The organism is Pedobacter gandavensis (assembly GCF_032678745.1).
Taxonomy (GTDB): domain Bacteria; phylum Bacteroidota; class Bacteroidia; order Sphingobacteriales; family Sphingobacteriaceae; genus Pedobacter; species Pedobacter gandavensis_C.
Genome location: NZ_JAVTST010000003.1, coordinates 296,737 through 323,206, shown reverse-complemented (window position 1 = coordinate 323,206; position 26,470 = coordinate 296,737). Strand labels below are relative to the sequence as shown.

General features: G+C 40.0%; 23 protein-coding genes. 16 read left to right on the top strand and 7 right to left on the bottom strand.

Going from position 1 to position 26,470, the window contains the following annotated elements:
* Positions 1-44: 44 nt before the first annotated feature.
* From R2S10_RS12765 to R2S10_RS12740, 6 genes are read left to right on the top strand one after another with little or no spacing between them, the layout of a single operon-like run.
* Positions 45-815 carry a phosphosulfolactate synthase gene (locus tag R2S10_RS12765; RefSeq protein ID WP_316840819.1) on the top strand — a complete coding sequence of 257 codons (771 nt, stop codon included), beginning with the start codon at positions 45-47 and terminating at the stop codon, positions 813-815.
* 16 nt (positions 816-831) lie between these two features.
* On the top strand, positions 832-1,575 hold the full coding sequence (aroE, locus tag R2S10_RS12760; RefSeq protein WP_316840818.1) for a shikimate dehydrogenase: 744 nt from the start codon (positions 832-834) through the stop codon (positions 1,573-1,575).
* Between the two features lies 1 nt (position 1,576).
* Positions 1,577-2,164, top strand: a complete 588-nt coding sequence (gene gldD / locus R2S10_RS12755; RefSeq protein ID WP_316840817.1) for a gliding motility lipoprotein GldD — start codon at positions 1,577-1,579, stop codon at positions 2,162-2,164.
* Positions 2,165-2,181: 17 nt separating this feature from the next.
* Positions 2,182-2,823, top strand: a complete 642-nt coding sequence (locus R2S10_RS12750; RefSeq protein WP_316840816.1) for an MBL fold metallo-hydrolase — start codon at positions 2,182-2,184, stop codon at positions 2,821-2,823.
* Between the two features lie 12 nt (positions 2,824-2,835).
* The gene (locus R2S10_RS12745; RefSeq protein WP_316840815.1) at positions 2,836-4,068 is read left to right on the top strand and encodes an ABC transporter permease; all 1,233 of its coding nucleotides are present in this window, start codon (positions 2,836-2,838) and stop codon (positions 4,066-4,068) included.
* A gap of 4 nt (positions 4,069-4,072) precedes the next feature.
* Positions 4,073-4,450, top strand: coding sequence for a hypothetical protein (locus R2S10_RS12740; protein ID WP_316840814.1), 378 nt, complete (start codon positions 4,073-4,075; stop codon positions 4,448-4,450).
* A 20-nt stretch (positions 4,451-4,470) separates the two neighbouring features.
* On the opposite strand, the gene R2S10_RS12735 is transcribed toward R2S10_RS12740, so the two are convergent.
* Together R2S10_RS12735 and mqnB are read right to left on the bottom strand one after the other, a co-directional pair.
* Entirely contained in the window at positions 4,471-5,316 is an 846-nt protein-coding gene (locus R2S10_RS12735; RefSeq protein ID WP_316840813.1) for a 1,4-dihydroxy-6-naphthoate synthase, read from the bottom strand.
* Between the two features lie 85 nt (positions 5,317-5,401).
* Positions 5,402-6,034, bottom strand: a complete 633-nt coding sequence (mqnB, locus tag R2S10_RS12730; RefSeq protein WP_316840812.1) for a futalosine hydrolase — start codon at positions 6,032-6,034, stop codon at positions 5,402-5,404.
* 72 nt (positions 6,035-6,106) lie between these two features.
* On the opposite strand from mqnB, the gene R2S10_RS12725 reads away from it, so the two are divergent.
* Genes R2S10_RS12725 through R2S10_RS12710 form a run of 4 tightly spaced genes read left to right on the top strand, consistent with a single transcriptional unit; the run spans position 6,107 to position 11,791 of the window.
* Positions 6,107-6,517, top strand: a complete 411-nt coding sequence (locus R2S10_RS12725; RefSeq protein ID WP_182959172.1) for a 6-pyruvoyl trahydropterin synthase family protein — start codon at positions 6,107-6,109, stop codon at positions 6,515-6,517.
* 10 nt (positions 6,518-6,527) lie between these two features.
* The gene (gene folE / locus R2S10_RS12720; protein WP_316840811.1) at positions 6,528-7,160 is read left to right on the top strand and encodes a GTP cyclohydrolase I FolE; all 633 of its coding nucleotides are present in this window, start codon (positions 6,528-6,530) and stop codon (positions 7,158-7,160) included.
* Between the two features lie 22 nt (positions 7,161-7,182).
* Positions 7,183-8,073 carry an ACP S-malonyltransferase gene (gene fabD / locus R2S10_RS12715; protein ID WP_316840810.1) on the top strand — a complete coding sequence of 297 codons (891 nt, stop codon included), beginning with the start codon at positions 7,183-7,185 and terminating at the stop codon, positions 8,071-8,073.
* A gap of 31 nt (positions 8,074-8,104) precedes the next feature.
* Positions 8,105-11,791 (top strand): HAMP domain-containing sensor histidine kinase, encoded by a 3,687-nt coding sequence (locus R2S10_RS12710; RefSeq protein ID WP_316840809.1) that lies wholly within the window; start codon positions 8,105-8,107, stop codon positions 11,789-11,791.
* A gap of 26 nt (positions 11,792-11,817) precedes the next feature.
* Here R2S10_RS12710 and R2S10_RS12705 read toward each other — a convergent pair whose 3' ends face one another.
* On the bottom strand, positions 11,818-12,726 hold the full coding sequence (locus R2S10_RS12705) for a hypothetical protein (protein ID WP_316840808.1): 909 nt from the start codon (positions 12,724-12,726) through the stop codon (positions 11,818-11,820).
* Between the two features lie 185 nt (positions 12,727-12,911).
* Between R2S10_RS12705 and R2S10_RS12700 the strand changes: the two genes are divergently transcribed.
* Positions 12,912-14,468 carry a glycoside hydrolase family 10 protein gene (locus R2S10_RS12700; RefSeq protein ID WP_316840807.1) on the top strand — a complete coding sequence of 519 codons (1,557 nt, stop codon included), beginning with the start codon at positions 12,912-12,914 and terminating at the stop codon, positions 14,466-14,468.
* A 72-nt stretch (positions 14,469-14,540) separates the two neighbouring features.
* On the opposite strand, the gene R2S10_RS12695 is transcribed toward R2S10_RS12700, so the two are convergent.
* Together R2S10_RS12695 and nagB are read right to left on the bottom strand one after the other, a co-directional pair.
* The gene (locus R2S10_RS12695; protein WP_316840806.1) at positions 14,541-17,405 is read right to left on the bottom strand and encodes a M16 family metallopeptidase; all 2,865 of its coding nucleotides are present in this window, start codon (positions 17,403-17,405) and stop codon (positions 14,541-14,543) included.
* A gap of 222 nt (positions 17,406-17,627) precedes the next feature.
* Complete coding sequence (nagB, locus tag R2S10_RS12690; protein WP_316840805.1) at positions 17,628-19,547, bottom strand: glucosamine-6-phosphate deaminase; 1,920 nt, start codon at positions 19,545-19,547, stop codon at positions 17,628-17,630.
* Positions 19,548-19,764: 217 nt separating this feature from the next.
* Here nagB and R2S10_RS12685 point away from each other — a divergent pair, with 217 nt between their 5' ends.
* From R2S10_RS12685 to R2S10_RS12675, 3 genes are all read left to right on the top strand, one after another.
* Complete coding sequence (locus R2S10_RS12685; RefSeq protein ID WP_316840804.1) at positions 19,765-20,964, top strand: anhydro-N-acetylmuramic acid kinase; 1,200 nt, start codon at positions 19,765-19,767, stop codon at positions 20,962-20,964.
* 70 nt (positions 20,965-21,034) lie between these two features.
* On the top strand, positions 21,035-21,250 hold the full coding sequence (locus R2S10_RS12680; protein WP_187667261.1) for a hypothetical protein: 216 nt from the start codon (positions 21,035-21,037) through the stop codon (positions 21,248-21,250).
* Positions 21,251-21,313: 63 nt separating this feature from the next.
* Positions 21,314-23,014 (top strand): S41 family peptidase, encoded by a 1,701-nt coding sequence (locus tag R2S10_RS12675; RefSeq protein WP_316840803.1) that lies wholly within the window; start codon positions 21,314-21,316, stop codon positions 23,012-23,014.
* A gap of 7 nt (positions 23,015-23,021) precedes the next feature.
* Here R2S10_RS12675 and R2S10_RS12670 read toward each other — a convergent pair whose 3' ends face one another.
* Positions 23,022-23,342, bottom strand: coding sequence for a 2Fe-2S iron-sulfur cluster-binding protein (locus R2S10_RS12670; protein WP_062546508.1), 321 nt, complete (start codon positions 23,340-23,342; stop codon positions 23,022-23,024).
* 2 nt (positions 23,343-23,344) lie between these two features.
* Positions 23,345-24,355 carry an NAD(P)/FAD-dependent oxidoreductase gene (locus R2S10_RS12665; protein ID WP_316840802.1) on the bottom strand — a complete coding sequence of 337 codons (1,011 nt, stop codon included), beginning with the start codon at positions 24,353-24,355 and terminating at the stop codon, positions 23,345-23,347.
* 129 nt (positions 24,356-24,484) lie between these two features.
* Here R2S10_RS12665 and R2S10_RS12660 point away from each other — a divergent pair, with 129 nt between their 5' ends.
* A complete protein-coding gene (locus R2S10_RS12660; RefSeq protein WP_316840801.1) occupies positions 24,485-25,228 on the top strand; it encodes a UDP-2,3-diacylglucosamine diphosphatase in 744 nt (247 codons plus the stop codon).
* Positions 25,229-25,389: 161 nt separating this feature from the next.
* Positions 25,390-26,463 carry a peptide chain release factor 1 gene (gene prfA, locus R2S10_RS12655; protein WP_316840800.1) on the top strand — a complete coding sequence of 358 codons (1,074 nt, stop codon included), beginning with the start codon at positions 25,390-25,392 and terminating at the stop codon, positions 26,461-26,463.
* The last annotated feature ends 7 nt before the right edge of the window (positions 26,464-26,470 follow it).

Sequence of the window (26,470 nt, the reverse complement as noted above, 5' to 3'; positions counted from 1 at the left end):
ACCTGATAAAAACTGTCCATTTTTTTTTCACCTTTGTGAGCAATATGAACTACCCATTAAATAATATACCCGAAAGATCAGTAAAGCCGCGCAATAAAGGAATTACAATGGTCATGGATAAAGGACTAAGCTTAAGGCAAACTGAAGATTTCATCGAAGTTGCCGGAGTACATACTGATATCGTAAAATTAGGCTGGGCAACTTCGTTTGTGACTCCTAATCTAAAAGAAAAGCTGGCCATTTACAGAGATGCAGGAATTCCTACCTATTTTGGAGGGACATTATTCGAAGCTTTTGCAATCCGTAATCAGTTTGATGACTATTGCAGAGTGCTGGATAAATATCAGATGGAATATGCTGAAGTATCTGATGGCTCAATTACCATTGAACACGACCTTAAATGTGAATTCATTAGGAAATTATCAAAACAGGTAACTGTGATTTCTGAAGTTGGATCTAAAGATGCTGCAAAGATTTTTGCTCCATACAAATGGATTAAACTGATGAATGCAGAACTGGAAGCCGGTTCCTGGAAAGTAATTGCTGAAGCCAGAGAAGGTGGAAATGTAGGCATCTATAGAGGTTCTGGTGAAGTAAGAGAAGGATTAGTTGATGAAATCCTGACTCAGATTCCTGAAGAAACCATCATCTGGGAAGCACCACAAAAAGAACAACAAGTTTGGTTTATTAAGTTGTTAGGTGCCAATGTAAATCTTGGAAATATTGCTCCTGCGGAAACTATTCCTTTGGAAACCATTCGTTTAGGATTAAGAGGTGATACTTTTGATCATTTTCTGAACATGGATAAATTGTAATCCTACATTTATACAAATGAAGAAATTTGGCCTTATCGGGTATCCTTTATCACATTCCTTTTCGAAAAAGCACTTTACCGAGAAATTTGTACAAGAGCAAATCGCAGATTGTGAGTATGAACTCTATCCAATTGAAAATATCAGTTCTTTTCCGGAACTGATCATTGCTGATGAAGAAATTTCTGGAATTAATGTAACCATCCCCCATAAACTGGGTGTGATGGCTTACCTGGATCAACTGGATGAAGCGGCAGCAGAGATTGGAGCAGTCAATTGTGTTGACATTCGCAGGGAGAACGGTAAGGCTGTCCTTAAAGGATACAATACTGATGCCTACGGATTTGAAGCTTCTTTACTTCCTTTTCTAAAAGAACACCATACTAAAGCCTTGGTTTTTGGTGATGGTGGTGCCGCAAAAGCGGTAAAATATGTGCTGAACAAATTGGGGATTTCTTTCTTAGTAGTGACAAGAAAACCAGCAGAAGGCACGATTTTATACGAGGCTGTGGATGAGAAAATGATGGAAGAATATACATTGTTGATCAATACGACACCTTTGGGAATGTCGCCCAACGTAGACAGCTGCCCAGAAATCCCTTATGAATCAATTACGGAAAAGCACCTGGCCTACGATCTGGTTTACAATCCTGAACTGACTAAATTTTTAGAGCAGAGTGCTGCGTCTGGTGCCGCCATTAAAAATGGGTTGGAAATGTTGTACCTTCAAGCCGAACGCTCCTGGTTCATTTGGAACTCCTGATATGAAAAGATTTTTCCCGGTCGGCCTTTTTGCGCTTTTACTCGCCTTTACCGCTTGTAACCAGGAAAAGGTATATGCACCAAAACCTAGAGGTTATTTTCATATCGATTTTCCTAAAAAAGCATACCAGACTTTTAATAGTGATTGTGCCTATTCTTTTGAATATCCGGTATACGCAAAAATGATTCCTGATAGCGGAAGAGATACACAGCCTTGCTGGTATAACCTGTCCTTTCCACAATTTAACGGTCGATTACACCTCACTTATTATGATGTATCTTCCAAAAAGGAGTATGAAGGACTGGTAGAAGATGCCAGAACCTTCGCTTTTAAACATACGGTGAAGGCCAATGCTATAGATCAAAAACTGATCAATTACCCGGAAAAGAAAGTTTATGGAGTATATTATGCAATAGAAGGGAATACGGCCTCTTCGGTACAGTTCTTTTTAACTGACAGTGCAAAACATTATTTCCGTGGCGCGTTATACTTTAATGAACGCCCGCAATACGATTCTATCCAACCCGTAGTGAATTTTATAAAGAAGGATATTGATCAAATGATCAGTACTTTCAAATGGAAAAATTAACATCTATTTTAAATCATATGATTAGTATCCAGCAGTTTGCTTTTAATCCATATCGTGAAAATACTTACGTTTTATTTGATGAGACTTTAGCCTGTGTGATCATTGATCCCGGAATGTCTGACGCAAATGAACAAAATCAACTGGTTCAGTTCATTAAAGAAAATAAGCTGAAACCGGTATTATTGTTAAATACGCATTGCCATATTGACCATGTATTGGGTAATAAGTTTGTGTATGACAACTGGAGTTTGAAACCTCAATTTCATGCTGGAGAGCTACCAATCTTACAGGCCATCCCTGGATATGCACCTCAAATGGGCTTCGATTATGAACTTTCTCCGGAGCCGGAAGTGTTTTTGGGAGAAACAGGAACTGTTAAGTTTGGAAATAGTCAGCTGGAACTGATTTTTGCACCAGGGCACTCGCCAGCACATTTATGTTTTTATGCTGCTGCTGATAACTTTTTGATTGGTGGTGATGTCTTGTTTTATACAAGTATTGGCCGTACCGATCTTCCTGGTGGAAACCATGCTCAATTAATCAATAGCATAAAGAATAACTTGTTTATATTGCCAAACGATTGCAGGGTTTACCCTGGCCACGGTCAGTTTACTACCATTGGCTTCGAGAAACAACACAATCCATTTTTACAGTCGTAACCAAATAAACAGTTGAATACAGCCTTTTACATAGCCCGCAGGTACCTTTTTGCTAAAAAATCGACCAATGCGATCAACATCATCTCTGCGATATCTGTGGTAGGTGTGTTCGTGGGAAGTGCTGCATTGATTATTATTTTATCAGCTTTTAATGGCCTTGGAGAAATGGTGTTGAAAATGTTCAATACCATGACGCCCCAGTTGGTGATTGTCCCTGCTAAAGGGAAAACATTTGAGCCAAATACGGCTTATTTCAGCCAATTGAAAAAGGCAGATGGGATTTATTCCTATGTAGAGGTGTTGTCGGAAAATGCTTTGCTGAAATACAACGATAAACAAAGTGTAGGCCTGATTAAGGGAGTAAGCCCTGATTATCTCAAGAATAAAAGCCTGGATAGTACCATTATCGATGGACATTTCATGCTCGACAATGCGAGTGGCCATTATGCGGTAATTGGTTCTGCAATTCAGAATTTTCTGGTAGTCAATACCACTGATCCATTTAATCCTTTACAAGTATATTCTCCTAAAAAAGGAAAAAGAGTCAGCTCTATCAATCCCGGGGATAATTTTACAGTATTGACTATTCCCGTATCCGGGGTTTTCGAAGTTCAGCAGGATTTTGATAATGTAGCCATCGTGCCATTGGATTTTGCCCGTCAGCTTTTGGCTGAACCCAGCAAAATTTCTTCCATAGAACTACTTTTAAATCCTGGCGTAGATGCCGAAGAATTTAAGGAAGGAATAGAAAAAGAAATAGGCACGCAATTCATTGTAAAAGATCGTATTGAGCAGAATTCTGCGCTGCATAGCATCCTTGGGAGTGAAAAATGGGCGGTATATATCATCCTTACTTTTATCTTAATAATCGCTATCTTTAATATAATTGGGTCATTAACAATGTTGGTGATAGACAAATTGAAGGATATTTCCGTTCTAAGTAGTCTGGGGGCAGGAAAAAAACTGATCAAGCGGATCTTCTTGCTAGAAGGAATGATGATCACCATGACCGGCTGTATTTTAGGCTTGTTGGTAGGATTGATCTTCTGTCTTGTACAGCAGAAATTTGGCCTGATTAAGATGTCGCAAGATAATCCGATGATCTCCAATGCCTATCCGATTGGCCTGAAATGGACGGATTTTTTATTAGTATTTTTAACAGTGACGGTGTTCTCTTTTATGGCATCAGCTTTGTCGTCTAATCTGAGTGTCAAGAAAATTGACCATTTAAATCAAGATCTTTAACATCATGAATATATCTATCAAATCATTACCCTTATTACTGCTCTTATCAGTTGTTGTTCTGGCCTGTAATACCAAACCAGCGTCTGTTGAAAAGAATAATATCAGGGTGATTAAAGGCTTGTATAGCTATGGTCCGGAGATCAAATCTTTTACGGATTGTGAAGAGGGGAATGAGTATTGGGTAGCAGATAGTGCGAAAACACTGGAGTTAGCCTACAGTAATTTCAACTTCGAAAAACCATATGAACCGGTATACATTGAAGTAGAATGCCATATGATCAAATCTGACAGCTTAATCATTGCAGCAGACTTTGATTCTACGATGGTGGTGACTAAGTTATTAAAGATTACAAAGGAAATTCCTGACGGGCCTTGTAACTAAGGCCCGATCATTAGGATAACTTAAGGAATAAGATAAAGGTCTTTTTTGATAGGTTCGATCAAGCCTTTTTCCTGTGCCATCTGAAATAAAACATCAATTGCCTTACGGCCTTCTGTACCTAAATCAATGGAGTATTTGTTGACATAGAGGTCTATGTGCTTGTACATCACCTCTTCGCTCATTTCCTGAGCATACTGTTTGATGAATGCTATGCCGGATTTAGGATTCGCAAAAGCAAACTCTACAGACTTACGTAAAACTCTGTTTACTTTTTCTTTGGTTTCCTGATCCAGGTTTCTATTGATCACAATTCCTCCTAATGGGATGGCACAGCCAGTTTGCTGCTCCCAGTAATTCCCAAGATCCATCACTTTGTGTAAGCCCTTGTCCATATAGGTGAATCTGTTTTCATGGATAATCAATCCAAGATCAATCTGATCTGTTAAAAGAGAATTTTCTATCGCTGAGAAAACCATTTCCTGTTTTTGTACCAGATGGGGAAAAGCGATGCCCAACAGGAAGTTAGCGGTAGTATATTTTCCTGGGATACCTACACGAAGGTCTGCGCCAATGTGATCCGGATGATTGGCCAGGTATTCATTTTTAGCGATCAGCAAGGGTCCAACGCCAAAACCTAAAGCACTTCCTGCATCTAATAGCGCATATTGCTCATAGACATAGGCAAAAGCATGAAAGCTCAGTTTAGTGATGTCCAATTCTCCTTTCATCGCCTTTTGATTCAGGGTTTCCACATCATCAAATGACACTTTGAAATCCAATCCTTCCGTATCAATTTTATGATGAATTAGGGCGTCAAAGATAAATGTGTCATTCGGGCAAGGGGAAAATCCAAGGCTTAAGGTCATTGCAGTATAATTTTTTCGGTTTGAAATGAATCGAGATGATTAGATATCGACCTTTCAAAGGTAATTAACTCTATAAAGGGAATGGTTAGCTGTTTGTCAAAAATCCAATCGCCCATTCATTCAGCTGCTTGATCGCAAGGCCGATTTTCCAGCTTTCGCGGTTTCTGGGTTCTACATAATTGGAGATGCTTCTGATCTGCAGACAAGGGATGCCTGCCTGTTCACAGCTATAGAGTACAGCAGCTCCCTCCATGCTTTCGGTAATGGGATGTAAACGGTTTTTAACCGCTTTAATGCTTTCTGCACTGCCATGAACGGTGTTTACGGTAATGCCTTTAACCTTCCTAAGCTCAGATAGAGAAGGGTGAAGCAGGTTATTATAAGCCCGGTAACTGCTTTTTCCGAAGCCCAGGTCATCGATAGTAAGAAATTGCTCCTGATCTTCCGCGCCAAGCTCGGAAAAATCATCCGACACTACATTCAATACCGTTCCTAAGGCGATTTCTGGATTAAAAGAGCCGGCAATTCCGAGGTTGAGTACCAAATGATATCGATCAGATAACTGCTTCCCTAGTGCAAAGGCGGTAGCCGTCATTCCTACACCGGTGATCAGCACATCAAACTTTTCTGTTTTCATCAATGCGTCCCCGGATAACCGGAAGTGTTCGGTCAATAAAGAGATTTCCGCATTTGTTGCCGCTACTAAAAGAATCTTCATAAAGTCTAAGTTAGAGATTAAACCTTTCTACTTTAAGCTTTCTGCGTATATTTGTCAACAATATAACAGAGAATGATATACATAACCAGAAAAGCATCATTTAACGCTGCGCATAAATTGTCGAGACCGGATTGGTCTGAAGATAAAAACACAGAAGTTTACGGAAAATGTGCCAATCCAAATTGGCATGGACACAACTATCAGTTGTATGTGACTGTTAAAGGGGAAATAAACCCAGAAACGGGGTTTCTTGTAGATCTGAAATGGTTGAAAGACATCACCAACACTCAGGTAGTTGATAAAATCGACCACAGAAACCTGAATCTTGATGTAGATTTCATGAAAGGCAAGCTGGCTTCAACAGAAAACCTGGCGATCGCCATTTGGGAAGAACTGTTACCTTTTATTAAAGAATCTGGAGCAGAACTTCACTGCATCAAAATTTACGAAACTGAAAACAACTTTGTCGAGTACTTCGGCTAATCCATCAGATATGAACAATCACACAGATCATTTAGATGAAACTGAAGACGGTTACATCAAAATAGACCGTTATAACGAAGATAAAATTTCGGCAGTAGCGAATCATTATACAGATATTTTAGCCCAATTGGGCGAAGACCCAAGTCGTGAGGGACTAGTGAAAACGCCTGAGCGTGTAGCAAAAGCCTTACAATACCTGACTCATGGTTACGACCTGGATCCGGCTTCGATCCTTAAAGGCGCAATGTTCAAAGAAGACTATAGCCAGATGGTGGTAGTGAAAGATATTGAAGTATTTTCAATGTGTGAACACCACATGCTTCCTTTCTTTGGAAAAGCTCATGTGGCCTATATTCCGAACGGTCATATTGTTGGATTGAGTAAAATCCCAAGAATTGTTGATGCATTTGCACGTCGCCTACAAGTACAGGAGCGTTTAACAAATGAAATCAGAGACTGTATTCAGGAAACGTTAAACCCACTGGGCGTAGCAGTTGTGATTGAATGCAAGCATTTATGTATGGCAATGAGGGGAATTCAGAAGCAAAATTCTGTAACTACTACCTCTGCTTTTACAGGAGAATTTGCAAAAGATACAACAAGGGCAGAGTTTTTGAGGTTAATCACTGCCAACTTACACTAAACATAGCATACTAAGCATAAAAATGAAAGCATATATATTTCCAGGACAAGGCGCTCAGTTTTCGGGCATGGGTAAAGAATTGTACGAAAATGAAATCGCTAAAGAACTGTTTGAAAAGGCAAACGAAATTATCGGTTTCCGCATTAGCGACATCATGTTCTCCGGAACGGATGAAGAATTAAAGGAAACAAAAGTAACTCAGCCAGCTATTTTTCTTCACTCTGTGATTTTGGCAAAAACATTAGGCGCAGATTTCAAACCTGATATGGTTGCAGGACACTCTTTAGGAGAGTTCTCCGCATTGGTAGCAGCTAACGCACTTTCTTTTGAAGATGGACTAAGATTGGTGATTGCAAGAGCAAATGCGATGCAGAAAGCCTGTGAATTACAACCATCTACAATGGCAGCAATTTTAGGCCTTGCGGATGAAGTTGTAGAGAAAATCTGTGAAGAGATTGATGAGGTAGTCGTAGCAGCAAATTATAACTGCCCAGGACAAATCGTGATCTCTGGTAGCATTGAAGGAGTGGATATCGCGTGTCAGAAGTTAACTGAAGCAGGTGCTAAACGTGCTTTAAAGCTAAATGTAGGTGGTGCTTTCCACTCTCCATTAATGGAGCCAGCAAGGGTAGAACTACAGGAAGCAATTGAAAATGTAACCGTACTTTCTCCGGTATGTCCGATTTATCAAAATGTGGACCCGGTTCCAAATACTGATCCTGCAAAGATCAAAGCAAACTTAATTACGCAGTTAACTGGTGCAGTAAAATGGACGCAAACGCTTGAGCGCATGATCGCCGATGGCGCCAGTGAATTTATAGAAGTGGGTCCCGGCAATGTATTACAAGGCCTGGTTAAAAAAGTGAATAGAGCCTTCCCAACAAGCTCTGCAACTACCACAGCTAAGGTTTAACGTGAGCATCGCGGGTAAAATCAGATTTTTATTGTTGATACTTGGGGCCTGCTGTATCGGTACGGCCCTATCTTTAAAAAATACGATCAGCAAGAAAGATCTGCTTACCCATGAGGCGGCAGAACTTCAGGAAAATCTGAGTGATAAAGAGAGTATTGTTTATGATTTTCTCTCCGATCCAACAAGGCTTGAGCAGGCGAAGCAATTCGACCTCAATGAAAAGTATGCCTTAGATTTCATTAATCTCTACCCTAAGCAGGGGATCAACCTGTTGGTTTATGAAAAAACCGATTTAAAATTCTGGAGTTCCTTCAGTGCCTTTCCCTCCAGTCTGGAAGCAATAAGTGAGGGTTCATCCTTTGTTCAGTTACCAAATGGCTGGTATGAAGTGGTTCGGAAAACGACGGGAAATTATGCCCTGGTCTTCCTCATCGAAGTGATCGACCAATATAATATTCAAAACCAATACCTGCGAAACGACCTTTCGCCCTATCTCTTACCTTCTAATTCATTGTCGCTGGCCTCCTTTACGGATACAGACGTTTATGGCATCAATAATTTTGATGGTAAACTGCTGTTTGAAGTAAAGCTTAAGCCCGGATATACCAAGAGCATTTATTCGAAAATAGAGGTTTGGCTCTGGGCAATTGGCCTGTTTAGCATCTGCCTTTTCTTCAACTCCTTCTGTGTATGGATTGCGAAAAAAGGCCGACTGCTCTCTGCAACTTTACTTTTAACCTTATTTTTTGCAGTTTTAAGGATCACCGATCTGGAGTATGGCTGGTTCAATCAACAGTTTGAGCTCTTGATCTTTAGTCCAACAATTTACGCAGAGAGTTTCTTTTTGCCTTCTTTGGGGGATTTTCTACTCAATGTATTCGCCATTACATGGGTCGTTTATTTTATCTATAAACACAGGAATGAATACCGTCTGCCTACTTCGCTAAACCAGAGTAAAGTGGCTGGATGGGTGTTTTATTTGGTTTTATTGGTATTCTTTGGGTTCATGGCCCTGATCAGTGATCAGGTTTTCTTTGGGCTGATCATTAACTCAAAGATCAATTTCGATATAACTAATATTATCAATCTGGGCTGGGTAAGTTGGGTCAGTATTGTTATTTTATGTTTGGTATGGTTCAATATTTACCTGGTCATTACCATATTGTTAGAATTAAGTAAAACCTTAAATGTGACAAATAAGGAGCGTTTAATCTTGTTTTTACTTGCTTTTTCGGGCTATCTGGGGTATCGGCTTAGTACTGATTTTAGTATCTTCTTTGTGGTATATGCCTTGTTTATCCTCATCGTAGGTTGGAATGTCTTTCTTAAAGACAATAAGTTCTCTATAGGTATATTTACGGCGATATTTTTCTGTCTGGCATTCATGTCTTCGATTAAATACTTGAAATTTATCGACATCAAAGAGCGGAATAAAAGACTCACGATTGCCCAGAAATTGGAATCCACAGACGATCCGAAAATAATTAGTGCCATCGAGAGTCTGGAAGTAGGGATTTACACCGATAGCTTTGTTGCGGATTATTTTAAACAGCCTAGTTCAAGAAGATCGGATCTTTTACAAAGACACATTAACAAACAATTTCTAGGAGGATATCTCTCCAAGTTTGAGTACAATATTTACGAATACAATAGCCAGGATTCATCCTTAAATGAGCAAGGTGTTCCTTTGAGTTATTATAAGAAACTGGTTCAAGCCGGTTCTATAAAAGCCTCGGAATCGAATTTCTTTTATCGATTGAACGATACTTTCGGGTATCAGAATTATTTCGGAATCATCCCTATTTTTCAGGACAATCATATTTTGGGCACACTCGTGATTGAATTGAAATCTCAGCAATACAATTACAACAGTCAGTTGCCGGATATCCTGATCGATCGTAAAAATAAGAGTGAGGATGATTATAGTAATTATTCTTTTGCCTTTTATAGCTATGGTAAATTGGTCAACCAATCTGGCCCATATACTTACAAGCTCTCTGGTTTGGATTTTAAAGCAGAGCCTAGAAAGCCTCAGACGATCAGAGACAGCCTCGGATATACTCATGTAGTGTATATGCCCATCGCATCTAAAATGATCGTTGTGAGCAAGGAAAAGGTGTCTTATGTAGCGCGTCTGGCTACCTTGTCTTTCTTCTTTTTAGTATTTATTATTTTTTCAGTTACGCTATACGCCCTAATCTGGGTATTAAGAAATATTGATGAAAGCTGGGGAGGCTGGTTTAATATCAACAGATCTTTGATGATCAATGCAAATAAGATCCTCTATAAAACCAGAATTCAGTTTTCTATTGTACTTTCTGTGGTGGCCACATTGGTGATTGTTGGTTGGACTACCTATTTCTATATCAGAGATGAGTACCGCAGACAGCAGGAAGATTACATACAGGATAAAATAAGAAAAGTTCAGCTCTCTTATGAGAAGCGTATATTTTCTACTGGACTGCCTGCAACGAATGAAGAATCTATCCGTTTTTTCAATGAGTTTGCTGATGTGAACGGAGCTTATCTGAATCTATTTGATGCGAATGGTAACCTACTGTTTACTTCCTTGTCCAGGATTTATGATTTCGGAATCATAGGACGGAAGATGGGGGCGAAGGCTTACGTTTACCTCAATCAAATGCAACGGTCGGAATATATTAATCCGGATGAGCGTATAGGTGATTTTAGTTATTCTTCAGCTTATGCGCCGATTCGCAATTCGATGAACGAAACGGTGGCTTACATCGGACTACCTTATTATGCGAATGAAGCCGATTATCAACGAAAAATCGGACTTTATATCAATACTTTGATTAATATTTATGCACTGGTATTTGTCGCCATCGGTATCCTGGCGGTGTTTCTTGCCAATCAGATTACAAGTCCGCTGACTTTTATTCAGGAAAGCATTCGAAAAACCAAACTTGGTCAGAAAAATCAGCCGATTCAATGGTCGAGGCATGATGAGATTGGCTCCCTAATTCGGGAATACAATAAAATGATTGCCGCATTGGAAGAAAGCGCCGCTAAACTTGCACGTTCCGAAAGGGAGATTGCCTGGCGGGAGATGGCCAAGCAGGTGGCTCATGAGATTAAAAATCCGCTAACTCCATTAAAATTAGGAGTGCAATTGCTGGAAAAATCATGGAAAGAGAAGGATCCTAATTTTGAAAAGAAGTTTGAAAGGTTTAACAAATCGTTTATAGAACAAATAGATAGCTTGGCTTCGATCGCTTCGGAGTTCTCGAATTTCGCGAAAATGCCAGACACCAAATTGGAGAAATTGCGTTTACTGCCTATTATTCAACAGGCTAGAGATGTGTTTACAAATACACAAAATGTAGAAATCTATATATTTAACCATACTACTGTGGAAGTCATGATTCTTGGCGATAAGGATCAACTGTTGCGTACTTTTAACAACCTGCTCAAAAATGCTATTGAAGCTGCCAGCCCGGATGCGAGATGCGTTATTAAAGTGAATGTGATGAATGACGAAGAGAATGTGTTTGTAGAGGTAGAAGACAATGGTAAGGGGATCGACCAGGATCAGCAGGATAAGATCTTTGTACCGAACTTTACGACCAAATCATCCGGAACAGGTCTAGGGCTGGCCTTTGTAAAACAAGCAGTAGAAAACGCTGGTGGAACGGTTTCCTTTAAGTCCTTTTCAGATGTAGGAACTACATTTTACCTGAGTTTCCCACTCTCGTAATTCCATTATATTAAGTTGACTATTGGCTATCTTAAATCAATTGCTGCTTTGCCCATTGTAAAGCCATCAGCATATAGAATCACAGAATAGGTGCCCTTAATGAAGGGGTTGGGATTAATCCAATCCATTTTATAAACGGTATTGTCGTCGTTGTAAGAGATGGAAGTCGAAGAGGTGTATTGCATTTGTTCACCGTCTGCTTCAAACAGGTTCTCGCCATTGGCAATCAGATTTCCTGCTGGATCAAACACCCGTAAATATATTTTATGGTAATCTTTTAGCGCCAGAGGGTTAGGGGCTATGTTGAAACTGATGCTTAATTTTTTAGCAGAACTCGCTTTGGTAACTTCAATGTTTTTACCGCTGTTTTTAACCTTATAGGCCACAATAGACACATTTCCGGCTTTTAAAGCTGCACCGGTTTTTACTTTTGCTTTTAGTTCAGTGTTCTTCCTTTCCAGATCCTCGGCTTTTTGAGTGGCGCTATACGCAAACTCCTTTAAGCTATCTCGTTGTGTTCGTAAATATGCGTTCTCTTTTTCCAGGCGAATGATTTCATCGCTATAGTTTTTAACAAATTCACGTAGCTCTTTGACCTCTTTTTGGGCAGTATTGAGGTCACCTTGGGTCAGTTTTCCATTTTGAAGGGCCAGTTTTAATTCCGCAATTTTTGCTCTGGCGAGTTTTTGCTCTTCCTGTAACTTATCAGTTAAAGTAACATTGAGTGCGTTTACTTTATCCAGTTCCGCTTCGATCTTCTCTACTTCAAGCTTTAGTCTGTCTTTTTCTGTATTTACGGTTACAAAGCGTTGGCTTTGATGTCGGTCTTTTAAGTATAGGTAAGCATTGGTGCCTAGAAGGGCTAAAATGACCACAATCAGAAAATAGATCTTATTGCGGTCTCCTTTATTTACCATCTCATTTTGGTCTGACATTTCTTGAATTCTTCTCTAAATGTGTTTAAAACGCGAACATAATATAAAAATATAGGAAATAGTAAAAAAAACAGGCTATTTGTATGAGACTTTAAAAAAAATCGTTTACTTGCTAAGATCTCGGGTTGGTAGCGTCTACCAGAGTACACAAAGGAAACTAATTTATTCAGTACAAATTATATAAAATGTTTAAAAATACTATCTATGCGCTATTGTTTCTAATAGCGGTAACTCCATTTCTATCTCTCGCACAAAGCACATCAAAAATTGCTCCAAAAAGAGAGTTTCGGGGGGTATGGGTGGCTACCGTAGCAAATATTGACTGGCCATCTAAGCCGGGTTTAAGTATGGATCAGCAGAAGCAGGAATTAATCGGACTTTTGGAGATGCACAAGGCAAATGGGATGAATGCGATTATGTTACAGGTAAGACCTGCGGCGGATGCATTTTATGCCAAATCAAGGGAACCCTGGAGCCAATGGTTAACTGGCAAACAAGGGCTTTCTCCAGGACCTAATTATGACCCATTAGCTTTTGCGATTAAAGAAGCGCACCAACGCGGAATGGAGCTGCATGCCTGGTTCAATCCATACCGTGCGACAACTAGTCCGAGCACGATAGTGAGTGAGGATCATATGACTAAAAAGCGCCCGGAATGGTTTTTTACTTACGGTGGCAAGAAGCAATTTGATCCTGGAATCCCAGCAGTAAGGGATTATATCATTCAGGTGATTCTGGATGTGGTGAAAGGATATGATGTTGACGGAATCCATTTTGACGATTACTTTTATCCCTATAAAATAGCCGGCCAAAAGATCAATGACGAGGCTACATTTGGGAAATATCCAAATGGATTTACCAATATCAATGATTGGAGAAGGAACAATGTTGACTTACTGATTGAGCAATTGGACGATAGCATCCATTACCATAAGAAGTATGTTAAGTTTGGCGTAAGTCCTTTTGGAATCTGGAAAAATGACAATGAAGATGTACTGGGATCTGCTACCCGAGGATTGTCTAATTTTCATGAACTATTTGCCGACTCCAGAAGATGGGTAAAAGAAGGATGGGTGGATTATATCAATCCGCAGATCTATTTCAGTTTTACGCGTAAAGTGGCCCCTTTTGCTACTTTGGTGGATTGGTGGAGCAATAATACTTACGGCAGGCACCTTTATATTGGTCAGGGAGCTTATCTGGTCAATCAAAAGATGGAAGCCGCATGGAGATTACCTGCGCAGGTACCAGATCAAATCAGGTATCTACGCCAAAACAATCGCGTTCAGGGGAGTGTGTTTTTTAGCTCAAAATCGTTTTCTACGGTAGCACGTGCCGTTGGGGATTCCTTAAGAAACGACTTGTATAAGTATCCTGCATTGCCTCCTCAGATGCCATGGCTGGATGATGTAGTGCCTAATACACCACAGGAACTTAGCGCCGAAGCGAAACATGACGGGGTACACCTGAGATGGGAGAAACCTACGCTGGCCAGTGATGGAGAAACTGCATCGGGATATGTGATTTACCGTTTCAATGAAGGAGCAAAGGTGGATGTATTAGATGCCAGGAATATCCTTAGAATTAGTTTCGAGAATTACACTTCCTTTATTGATACGACTGTAGAGAAAGGGAAAAGATATACTTATCTGGTTACTGCATTAGACCGGTTAAAAAATGAGAGCGAAGCTAGTAACCCTGTCGGTATTGAAACGGTTGCATTGGTTAAACTTGATAATTAGTACGTTATCTGATAAATAAAAATGGCCTGATGTGTAAAAACATCAGGCCATTTTTGTGTCCGGGCTAACGGCTTATTTTTGTGGAAGCAGCACGAAACGCAGGTAATTGTTTTCGTTCAGGTATTTGTTTGCCGCAGCTTTTGTGCTTTCAACAGTTACTTGTTCCAATAATTTAGGCTGACGTAATACTAAATCAAGTGGCTCTCCATTTTTAATGCAGCTGGCCAGGTAACTTACCCAGAAACCATTGTTTCTAAGACTAAGTTCCATCTGACGTTGTTCTTCCGATTTAAATTTCGCTAGATCATCTGTCGATGCACCACTTTGTTTGATCTTATTTACTTCATCTAATGACGCAGCAATCAGCTTCTCAACATTTGCAGGAGCGCAGCTAAATGAAATGGTGAAATAATAGTGTGGATTAGGGTCTTTGCTCATGCTAAGGCTTACATTCGGACTATATACACCACTTTCTTTCTCTCTCAAACGTTCCAGAATTTTGATTTTTAAAGCTTCGTTTAAGGCATCTAGCTGAACGTTGTTTTCTTGTGAGAAATCGTAATCTCCATGTAAATACAACTGTACTGCTGCTTTATCCTCTAATCCTTTATAAACAGTCTTGCTAACTTTCCCTACCGGAGGTTTAACACCATTGTCAGCGAAGTTTTGTTTTTTACCTGTAGTAGGTAGACTTGCAATGTAAGTTTCAATAAAAGGCTTAATGGTATTTAAATCAAAGGCACCAACAATCACAAAAGTTTGTTCTCCAAGATCTGCAAAGCGGTCTTTGTAGAAAGCATAAGCTTTATCCAAAGAAATTTTATCTAGATCTGATAAGTTCATTGGCATTCCACGCTCGTGGTAAGAAGACAACACTGCTTGAACAGTATCTGCGAATACGCTACTAGGACTTGCATTTTTATTCCCTAGAATCACTTTATAATCGCTGATGTTTTTCTTGAAAATCTCCTCATCTTTTCTAGGTTTGGTCGCATAAGCGTATACCAATTGGAAGGCTGTTTCTAAATCTTTAGGAGAAGCGCTACCATTAAAACCTTGATAAAGGTCGCTCACATAGGCATTTGCCGAACCGGTATTCCCTGCAAGCAATTTATCCAGGTTAGAAGGATTAAATTCTCCAACACCACTTTCTGGAATTAAACTTACCATCTCTGCTGAACGGAAGTCTTGATTACTGGCTAAAGAAGTTCCTCCTTTGGAGAATGAACTGAAAACAATTTGATCATTTTTGAAGTCTGTAGGCTTCAATAACACTTTTATTCCATTGCTCAGCGTCAATTCAGTAACGCCTACGGCATCAATTTTCTTTTCTGCAACGATCTTCCCTGCTACTGGTTTTTTATCCAACAGCGGCTTGTTGATTGATTTGTCTACGTAAGGAGTAACTCCATTTCCTGCATTTTTTAACGTGGCCAATAATTGCGCTTCTGTAGGCAATGTGGCTTTGTCTTTTTCTGGTGCCTGTACCAGGATAATCTGATTATCTTTCGTGATCAGGGTTTTTGCAAGGGCATTCAGCTCAGCAAGATTGATCTCTTCCAGTGTCTTTTTGGTAAGGTCATAAGCATATTCTGTAGAAGCAATACTACTTCCTTCCAGGAAGTTGTTTAGGTATTTTTGAACAAAACTGGCCGAAGCAGTTTTATCTTTTTCTTTCAGGCGTTTCTCATTGCCGGCACTAATGTTTTTCTTGGCAATTTCTAACTCTGAAGGAAGAAATCCGAATTTGCTCATTCTTTCATTTTCTGCTAATCCTGCGGTAAGGGCTTTTTCCAGCGCAGCTCCGGAGCTGGCTACCACTACTGTTTGGAAGGCATTGATGTTAGGTACTAATCCACCTTGGAATGGCCCAAAACCTGATTGTGCAAACAAAAATGGGGCATTACCTTTTTGTGTAATCTCCTGTAAACGGGCAGTTAACATGCTATTGATCATGGAGTACATCAAACTCTTTTTAAAGTCTGCGGTAGTTTTTACTACACCACCACGTTGTTTATACATGATTTGTGCAACATTATAAGGCTGCTCAGGATCTGTGATTACTTTTACCAATGGAGCTGCATTGTCAGGCAGGTCATAAGCCAAACGTGGTCTTGGATTGGTTGGATTCGTTAGATCTGAGAAATTCTGTTTAATCAGTTGTTCTACTTCATTCACATCAAAATCACCTACTGCGATGACTGCCTGTAAGTTTGGTCTGTACCAATCTTTATAGAAATTGCGGATTTTATCGTGTGTAAAAGTTTGCAGTAAATCTACTTTACCAATTGGCAGGCGGTTTTCGTAGCGAGATCCTTTCAGGATGATTGGTAACATCTGCTTTTGCATCCTTTCTTGTGCATTTTTTCCGCGCTGGCGATCCTCTTCGACGATGACCCCACGTTCTTTATCAATTTCTTCGCCATCCATGCTGATTTTTCCTGCCCAGTTTGCCAGAATTTTAAAGCCTGACTTGAATACTGCAGCACTATCCGTAGGAATTGGCAATTGATATACTGTTTGGTTGAAACTGGTATAGGCGTTTAAGTCGGCACCAAAACGAACACCTGCTTTTTGCAGGTAATTGATCATATCATTTTTAGGGAAATCTTTGGATCCGTTAAAGGCCATGTGTTCCGTAAAATGGGCTAATCCTTGTTGGTCATCGTTCTCCATTAGGGATCCGATTCTCGTGGCCAGATATAATTCTGCCCTGTTTTTAGGCTCTGTATTTTTTCTTATATAATAGGTTAGTCCGTTTGGAAGCTTACCTATTTTAACGTTTGGATCATTTGGAATGAGTTGACCGTTCGTTTTTTTTGCTGCAGTTGAGCTACTGACTTTTGTACTATTTGTCTTTTTCTGCGCATATCCGGGGCTATATATCACCAATTGGGTGACAAGTCCTATCGCAAGAATATAAATGTTTTTCTTCATGTAGTTTGTTAATAAGTTAGACTAAATTATAGTTTTATAATGAATTTATGTTAAATGTCAGCAAAGAATTTCCAATCAGAATAAAGCGTAGATGATAGCTTATATCATTGTCCAACTGATTTAGAGCAAAAAAATGTGTTTGTAGTGCATTTGAATTGCTAGAACATAAAAAAACCGCTAAGCAATAAAGCTTAGCGGTTTCTAAATTATTTATAAAACGGACTAGAAGTGGTAACGAACAAATGCTTCCATTGCTTCGTATTCTGCTAATCCAAGGTTGTCATAAGCTTCAGCAGTTTCTCTGTTTCTGTCTTCAGCTCTAACCCAGAATTCTCTTGAGTCATCACCAGGGAAAACCGCGCGATCTTTTTGCGATTGGTGTTTGAAAATAGCGAATTTCTTTTTCTCTACTTCTTGTGGACTCAATGGCACAGCCATTTCGATCTCATAAGTATCAAACTCTAACCATGCCCCACGGTATAACCATAACCAGCAGTCTTTAACCCAGCTTTCAGTTTTTGCTAGTCTTTGTAATGCTGATAAAATGATATTGAAACATACGATGTGTGTACCATGTGGATCTTCAAAATCTCCTGCAGCAAATACTTGCTCTGGTTTGATTTTTTGTAAAAGCTCCATCGTCAATTCGATATCTCTTTCAGTAACGGGATTCTTTTTAGTTTTTCCACTTTCGTAGAAAGGAAGTGCCATGAAATGGATATGGTCATCATCTAAACCACAGAACCTTGCACCGGCAATTGCTTCTCCTTTTCTAATCAATCCTTTAACAGACTGTAGTTCTGGAGTATCTACCTGATTAGGTTGTTTGGTTTCTATAAAGCTGCGGATATCCTGATAGATATCTTTCATACCTTGTTGAGGCATTCCCATTTTTTCTGAGAAGTCGATATTAAATTCTACGAAACGTAGCGCATCATCATCCCAAACAGCAGTATTACCTGAAGTTTGGTAAGCCACATGCACATCATGTTTCTGGTCAACCAAACGAATGAAAGTACCACCCATAGAGATAACATCGTCATCAGGGTGTGGAGAGAAAATTACCACACGTTTGTTAGCTGGTTCCGCACGCTCTGGTCTTTGAGAATCATCTGCGTTTGGTTTACCACCTGGCCATCCAGTGATGGTGTGTTGTAATTTGTTGAAAATATGAATATTGATATTATATACCGGACCTTGTTCCACTGCAAGCTGAGCCATGCCGTGGTTGTTATAGTCGTCTTCAGTCAGTTTTAAAATTGGCTTACTTAGTGTATTTGACAACCAGATTACTGCTTTTCTGGTCATTACTTCATCCCAGATGCAATCTTTTACCAACCAAGGTGTATCAAAACGTGTCAATAAAGAAGCTGCATCCTGATCAAGAATAAATTCTACATGTTCAGATAATTGCAGGTAAGTAGCAGGAACTTCACTTGAAATTTCACCTTCTACTGCTTTTTTAATGATGGAAGCTTTCTTTTTATTCCAGGCCATAAGAATGATCTCACGGGCTTTGAAAATGGTACCGATACCCATGGTAATCGCTTTTGTAGGAACAAAAGATTTACCACCGAAATCACGGGCTGCATCTCTTCTGGTCAAATCATCTAGCGTTACTAAACGGGTTCCTGAGTTTGGCGCAGAACCAGGCTCATTGAAACCAATGTGACCTGTACGACCGATACCCAGAATCTGGATGTCTAAACCACCAACTTCAGTGATTTTTTTCTCGTAGGCTAGACAGAAAGCAGGAATTTCTTCCAGTTTTAATGTCCCGTCAGGAATGTTTACGTTTTCTTTTTCAATGTCAATATGATCAAATAAATGATCATTCATGAAGGATACATAGCTCTGTGCAGCATCAGGCTGCATAGGATAGTACTCGTCAAGGTTGAATGTGATTACATTTTTAAAGCTCAAACCTTCTTCCTTATGCATTCTAACTAATTCCGCGTACACCGCAATTGGTGTAGCTCCGGTAGCTAGGCCTAAGACAGCCTTGGAATTGTTCTTTTGTTTTTCTTTAATAAGGTCCCCGATGCGGTGAGCAACACTTAAAGATGCTGCTGTAGGATTTTCAAAGACAGAAACGGGCAGTTTTTCAAAACGCGTTTCTTCCAGAAGATTTAATCTTGCCATTTAATTGTTCTTAAATTTTGTACGGAGCAGTAAATATAGGGACTCTGTCGACTTAATCCAAATTTTTAACTCTGCTCTGGTTTTTGTTTTAAAATGGCAATCAAAATGAATGTTTTTTGCAAAATTGTTAGTTATTTCCGCCATTTCGGCTGATTTTTTATGAAATCCCTTGGAACAATTGATTTTAGCTTATTTTAGTGTCCAAGAAAAAAGCTTTATGAATTCAAACTGGAAACAACTCTTCGAAATACTGCATAAACCGGAGCGCCTGATTATCGGATTGATGTCCGGAACATCTTTAGATGGCTTGGATATCGCACTTTGCGCGGTAAATGGAAGTGGCCCAGCGACAAAGCTAAAAGTCTTAGAGTTTACGACGGTTCCTTATAGCATAGAATTTAAGCGGGAAGTCAAGGCGATTTTTTCCAGAAGGGATGCTGATTTGCAAATGGTGTGTTTGATGAATGAAAAAATTGCCTTGCAGCATGCTGAGCTGATTCTGGATACCTTGGAAACCTGGGGAAGAATACCCGCAGAAATTGATGTAATCGCAAGTCATGGGCAAACGATTTTCCATGCTCCATTAGCATTGCATGGCATACCGGATTATCCAAATGCTACGCTTCAAATTGGTGATGGCGACCATATTGCTGTAAAAACAGGCATTATTACCATTGCTGATTTCCGTCAGAAGCACCTCGCCGCAGGAGGGGAGGGTGCGCCATTAGCAGTTTATGGAGATTACCTGCTCTTTTCAAAACAAGGAGAAGATCGCATCATGCTCAACATCGGTGGGATTGCAAATTTTACATATTTACCCGCAGATCAGGATGCGTCAAAAGTCTTTTCTACGGATGTAGGTCCTGGAAATACGATGATGGACCAATATATTCAACAACATTACCCTGGTTTATACTTTGATGAGCATGCGGCGATAGCAAGTACGGGAACCGTAAATGAAGCCTTATTAACAGCATTATTAACAAATGAGTTTCTAAACGCAGATTTTCCGAAAACTACGGGCCCTGAACTTTTCAATTTGGGCTATTTATCCAGAGCGCAAGAGCTATCCGGCACCTTAGCGCTAAATAAAGAGGATGTCCTGGCCACTTTATGTGCCTGCTCGGCAAAAGTAATCCTGACTGCAGTGCAGAAGTGTTTTGGAGTAACAGCAACACCTCATATATATATGAGCGGGGGTGGAATGCACAATCCTTTATTAGTAAATATGTTGAAATCGGGCTTGCCAAAGGCGAAATTTAGGACTACAGCGGATTTGGGGATTAATCCTGATGCCAAAGAAGCCGTACTTTTTGCACTCCTTGCTAATGAGACGCTGGTAGGCGAAAAAACGGATTTCGGGAAAAGGGAAGGTGTTCCATCTATACGTATGGGGAAAATCTGTTTGCCAGATTAAAAGTAGAATCTGTAATACATGTGTTCCTCTCATAAATTTTCCTATTTTTGCAGCCAAACTACAATACATTATGGCAAGTTTTACACTTACTCCTGAGACCTGGACAAAGGTTAAAATTAAGTTTCTTAGAAAATACCGTGACTTAGCGAAAGAGAACCTGAGTTTTGTTCCCGGACAAGAAGACCAATTGGTAGAGCAATTGATGGGCTTAGTGAAAAGAAACCGCGAGTATGTAGAATTTACCATCAAGAAAGCCCTGGCTGATCCTGATGGCAACAGGCTATAATTCCCAATAGCCTATTGAGTTCCAAGCCTTTTTTGTAAATTTACCCTTCAACAGATGGGTAAAATGAAAAAATTCAGACTTGTAGCCGGCTTTTCACTAATCGCTTTTGCTTCCTTAACCTGGTCTTTTAAGGAAGATCTTTTTCAGGTTTCCAAAAACCTGGATATTTTCGCGTCGTTATATAAAGAGATTAACATCAATTATGTAGACGAAACCAATCCATCCGACCTGATGCGCCACAGCATTGATGCAATGCTCGATGGATTAGACCCATATACAGAATACATTCCTGAGTCTGAAGTAGAAGACTATAAACTAAAATATGTAAGCACCCAATACGGAGGCATTGGCGCAAGTACGCTTTTTATCGAAGGTAAGTTATTTGTAAATGAAGTCTCAGAAGGTTACCCTGCCGATAAGCAAGACTTGAAACCTGGAGATCAGATCGTAAAGATTAATGATGTAGCGGTAAAAGGGAAAGAGCGTGCGCAGGTGAGTCAGTTGCTACGCGGTCCACGTGGTTCTGCAGTAACCTTATTGCTGATCAGGAATGGTACGGTCTTGACTAAAAACCTCAATCGAGATGAAATCAAGCAGCCAAATGTTCCTTATTCTGGGATGACCAATGACCATATTGCCTATATCAGACTAGATAAATTTCTGGAAAATGCAGCACAGGAAGTGAAAGATGCGGCGATTAACCTGAACAAACAACAACCTAAAGGAATGATTCTGGACCTGCGTTATAATGGCGGAGGAATCTTACAGGAGGCCGTTAAAATTGTGAATCTGTTTGTGAATAAAGATATTTTAGTGGTGACACAGAAAGGCAGAAATCCACAGAAAACTATTACCTATAAAACCTTAGCTGATCCATTACTTCCTCAGATTCCATTGGTGATTTTGGTGGGGGGCTCTTCGGCTTCGGCTTCAGAGATCGTAGCTGGCGCTTTACAAGACCTGGATAGGGCTATTATCGTAGGACAGCGCAGTTATGGCAAAGGGCTCGTTCAACAAACCTTCCCATTGCCTTATAACAGTCTCGTGAAAGTAACAGTGGCCAAGTATTTCACGCCTTCGGGCAGGTGTATTCAGGCGCTGGACTATGCCCACAAAGACGTTAATGGAAAGACATCTAAGGTCGCAGATTCACTGATGAATAAGTTCAACACTCGTACGGGTAGAAATGTATATGATGGTAATGGTATTTACCCGGATATCGTTGTGGAAAGCCCTAAATTAAGCCCAATCACCATCTCTCTCCTGAATAAGAGTTTGTTTTTTGATTATGCCAATGCCTATAAAAAGGAGAATAAAACCATTGCTCCAGCGGAAAATTTTCAATTGACAGATCAGGACTATGCAGCTTTTCTTACTTCTTTGGAAGGAAAGGATTATGCCTATGTGTCCAGGACGGAGCGTTTATTAACTGATCTACGTACGGAGGCCGAAAAGGAAAATAAATTGCCAGCGGTAAAAGCGGATTTGGAGGATCTTAAAGTTAAAATGTTAGGGGCTAAGAAAACGGATCTGACCACCTTTAAGCCCGAGATCAAAAGGGTATTGGAAACGCAGATTGTGAGCAGGTATTATTATGAAAAAGGAAAGGTGATTCAGGCTTTTCAATATGATAAAGAGCTGAACGCAGCAAAAGCAGTGTTGGGTAATGCTTCAAAAATGATGGCAATATTGAAAGGGGAGGGCGAATATAAAACTATAGGCAGCCCAATCAAGACAATTGCGGCTGCTCCTATAGAAAATTAGTTTTTATTTAGTGTAGTTTAACTACCAGCCCGTCCATAGCAGGACTCAACTGTAGCTGACAAGCTAACCTGGAATTAGGAAGTAAATCTGGTAAGGTATCCAGCATGGCATATTCGTCATCGGTCATCTCATTCAGTTTTTCTTCACCTTCCAGCACGTCTACGCAACAAGTTGCGCAAAGTGCCATACCACCACAGGTGGCAAGAATGTCGTATTCACAGGCTTTCAGATATTCCATCAAGCTCAGGCCCATATCTACAGGGGCTTCTAATGTTGTTCTGCTGCCGTCCGGATTTTGGACATGCAGGGTAATGTTATTTTCTTCCATCCTTAGAATTCGGATACCCCGTTTACGGTAGTGTATTTCATGGTATATTTAACGCCTGGGTTCATGTACTGATAAGCACTATGACTCATTAATGCTGCTTCGTGGAAACCGCAAAGGATTAATTTTAATTTATTCGTGTAAGTATTGATGTCGCCAATTGCGTAGATACCTGGAATATTCGTAGAATAATCATCTGTATTAACTTCAATCGCACTTTTGTTGATGTTTAAGTTCCATTGTTCGATTGGGCCTAATTTAGGGCTCAATCCGAAAAGAGGAATTAAGTGATCTGCATTAATCGAAGTTTTCTCCAGACTGCGGTTGTGTACCAGTTCTACTGTTTCCAGTTTCCCATTTCCATGAACAGAGCTTAGGTTGCTGTTTAATACCAGGTTGATTTTTCCGCTTTCTGCTAGAGCCATCACTTTGTTTACTGAATCTGGTGCGCCACGGAAACTTTCGCTACGGTGTACCAATGTCAATTCGTCTACGATGTCTGCAAGGAAAATCGTCCAGTCTAAAGCAGAGTCACCACCACCGGCGATTACCATTTTCTGACCACGGTATTTCTCAGGATCAAGGATCATATAATTTACCCCTTTACCATTTTCAAACTGCTCTAATCCTTCTACTGCTGGTTTACGAGGCTCAAAACAGCCTAATCCACCTGCAATTACCACTACTTTAGCTTCGATAATCGTACCCATATTAGTGGTCAACACAAAATCTCCTTCTCCACGTTTCTCCAGACCTTCGATACGTTCTCCTAAAGTGAAACCAGGATGGAAAGGTTTCCCTTGCTCCATTAGGTTGTCAATCAATTCCTGAGCAAGTACTGTTGGATAGCCAGGAATGTCATAAATAGGTTTCTTAGGATATATTTCAGACAACTGACCACCTACCTGAGGTAAGTAATCGATCAAATGACAACGCATTTTAAGGAGTCCTGCTTCAAAAATTGCAAATAAACCAACGGGTCCGGCGCCAATAATGGCTATATCTGTAGAAATCATGTGTTTAAATTTTGTGCGAATTTACGAACTTTTGTTTTAATAATCGTGGTTGTTTAGATATATTCTAGATAATTGGTAGAACTTATGACAAAGTTGCGATATTATTTTTACTTATCTTTGTTCATACTGATGACAAAAAACATATATTTTGCTTCTGATTTCCATCTGGGTTCTCCCAATCATCAGGAAAGTAGAAAGCGCGAAGATCGGATTATTCGCTGGTTAAATGCAATAGAAAGCAGTTGCAGCGAGCTTTTTTTGATGGGCGATATTTTTGACTTCTGGTTTGAATATCATGAAGTTGTGCCAAAAGGCTTTGTTCGCCTGCAGGGAAAATTGGCTTCCATGACAGACGCAGGAATTAAGATTTATTTTTTCAAGGGCAACCATGATATGTGGGTGAAAGATTATTTTACCACGGAGATGGGGATTGAAGTGATTAGTGATGAGCTGATCATGGAGCGTAATGGCAAAAGTTTTTACCTGCACCATGGTGATGGATTGGGGCCTGGCGATGAAAAATATAAGTTGTTAAGAAAAGTATTTAGAAACCCCATTTGCCAATGGTTATTCTCGATAGTACCGCCGCGTATTGGACTGGGTATTGCGAATTGGTGGTCTGGAAGTAGTAGGGTAGCCAATAAAAAAGAGGAAGCATTTCATGGAGAAGCATTCGAATGGCTGGCGATTTATGCAAAAGAACAATTGGAAAAGAGACACTACGACTATTTTGTATTTGGACACCGCCATTTGCCTTTAGAGATCGATCTGAATGGTAAAAGTAAGTATGTGAACCTCGGGGAATGGATTAATTTTAATTCTTATGCGGTATTTGACGGCAAAGAATTAACACTGAACTATTTCGAAAAGTAATCAATAGGGATAGAAGAATCCGGCAAGCAATAAATTTTTAGTGTCAATTAACTGAAAAAGCCGTATTTTTGCCTTCCAAAATAAATCAATTGCCAGGCCAGGGTCCGCAGGACGGATCAAAATGGAGAAGGCAACAAGTTTTAATTTTCTGAAAAAAGAATATGTTAGAGAAATTAGAAGCAATTAAACTACGTTGGGAAGATGTAGAAGAACAGTTGAGTAATCCTGATACGATGCAGGATATGAAACGTTTTGCGGCTTTAAATAAAGAGTATAAAGATTTAGGCAAGATTGTAGATCAGTATAAAATCTATAAGAATGTAATGAGCAATATCGAAGCAAATAAGGAAATCTTATCTACGGAGAAAGATGCCGAGATGCGCGAAATGGCTAAAGAAGAGTTGGATCTGTTGTTAAAGCAACAGGAAGAGCTGGAAGAAAAAGTACGTTTGATGCTGATTCCTGTTGATCCTGAAGATGCTAAAAACGCAGTATTCGAGATTCGTGGTGGTACTGGTGGTGATGAAGCAGCTTTATTTGCTGGTGATTTATACCGTATGTACAGCCGTTTCTTTGAGCAAAAAGGCTGGAAGGTAGAAACTGTTGATGTAACTGAAGGTACTGCTGGTGGTTATAAAGAGGTAATCCTGAAAGTAAGCGGAGAAGATGTTTACGGACAATTGAAATATGAATCGGGTGTGCACCGTGTACAACGTGTACCAGATACGGAAACTCAAGGTCGTGTGCATACTTCAGCAGCTTCTGTTGCGGTATTACCGGAAGCAGAGGAGATCGATCTATACCTCAACCCTGCAGATATTGACTTACAAACTTCCCGTTCAGGTGGAGCCGGTGGTCAGAATGTGAACAAGGTAGAGACGAAAGTGCAATTGACCCACAGACCTTCAGGACTGGTAGTGGTTTGTCAGCAGGAACGTTCTCAGCTTGGAAACAGAGTGATTGCAATGGAGATGCTACGTAGTAAGTTATATGATATCGAATTGCAGAAGAAAAATGGAGACATTGCTGCGAGACGTAAGACTATGGTATCTACCGGTGACCGCTCTGCGAAGATCAGAACTTACAACTATCCTCAGGGAAGAGTAACAGATCACCGCATCGGATTGACACTTTATAACCTAAATCATGTAATGGATGGTGGTGTTCAGGAGTTGATCGACGCGTTACAGTTTGCAGAGAACGCTGAAAAGATGAAAGAAGGCTCTGTGGCTTAACCAGTTG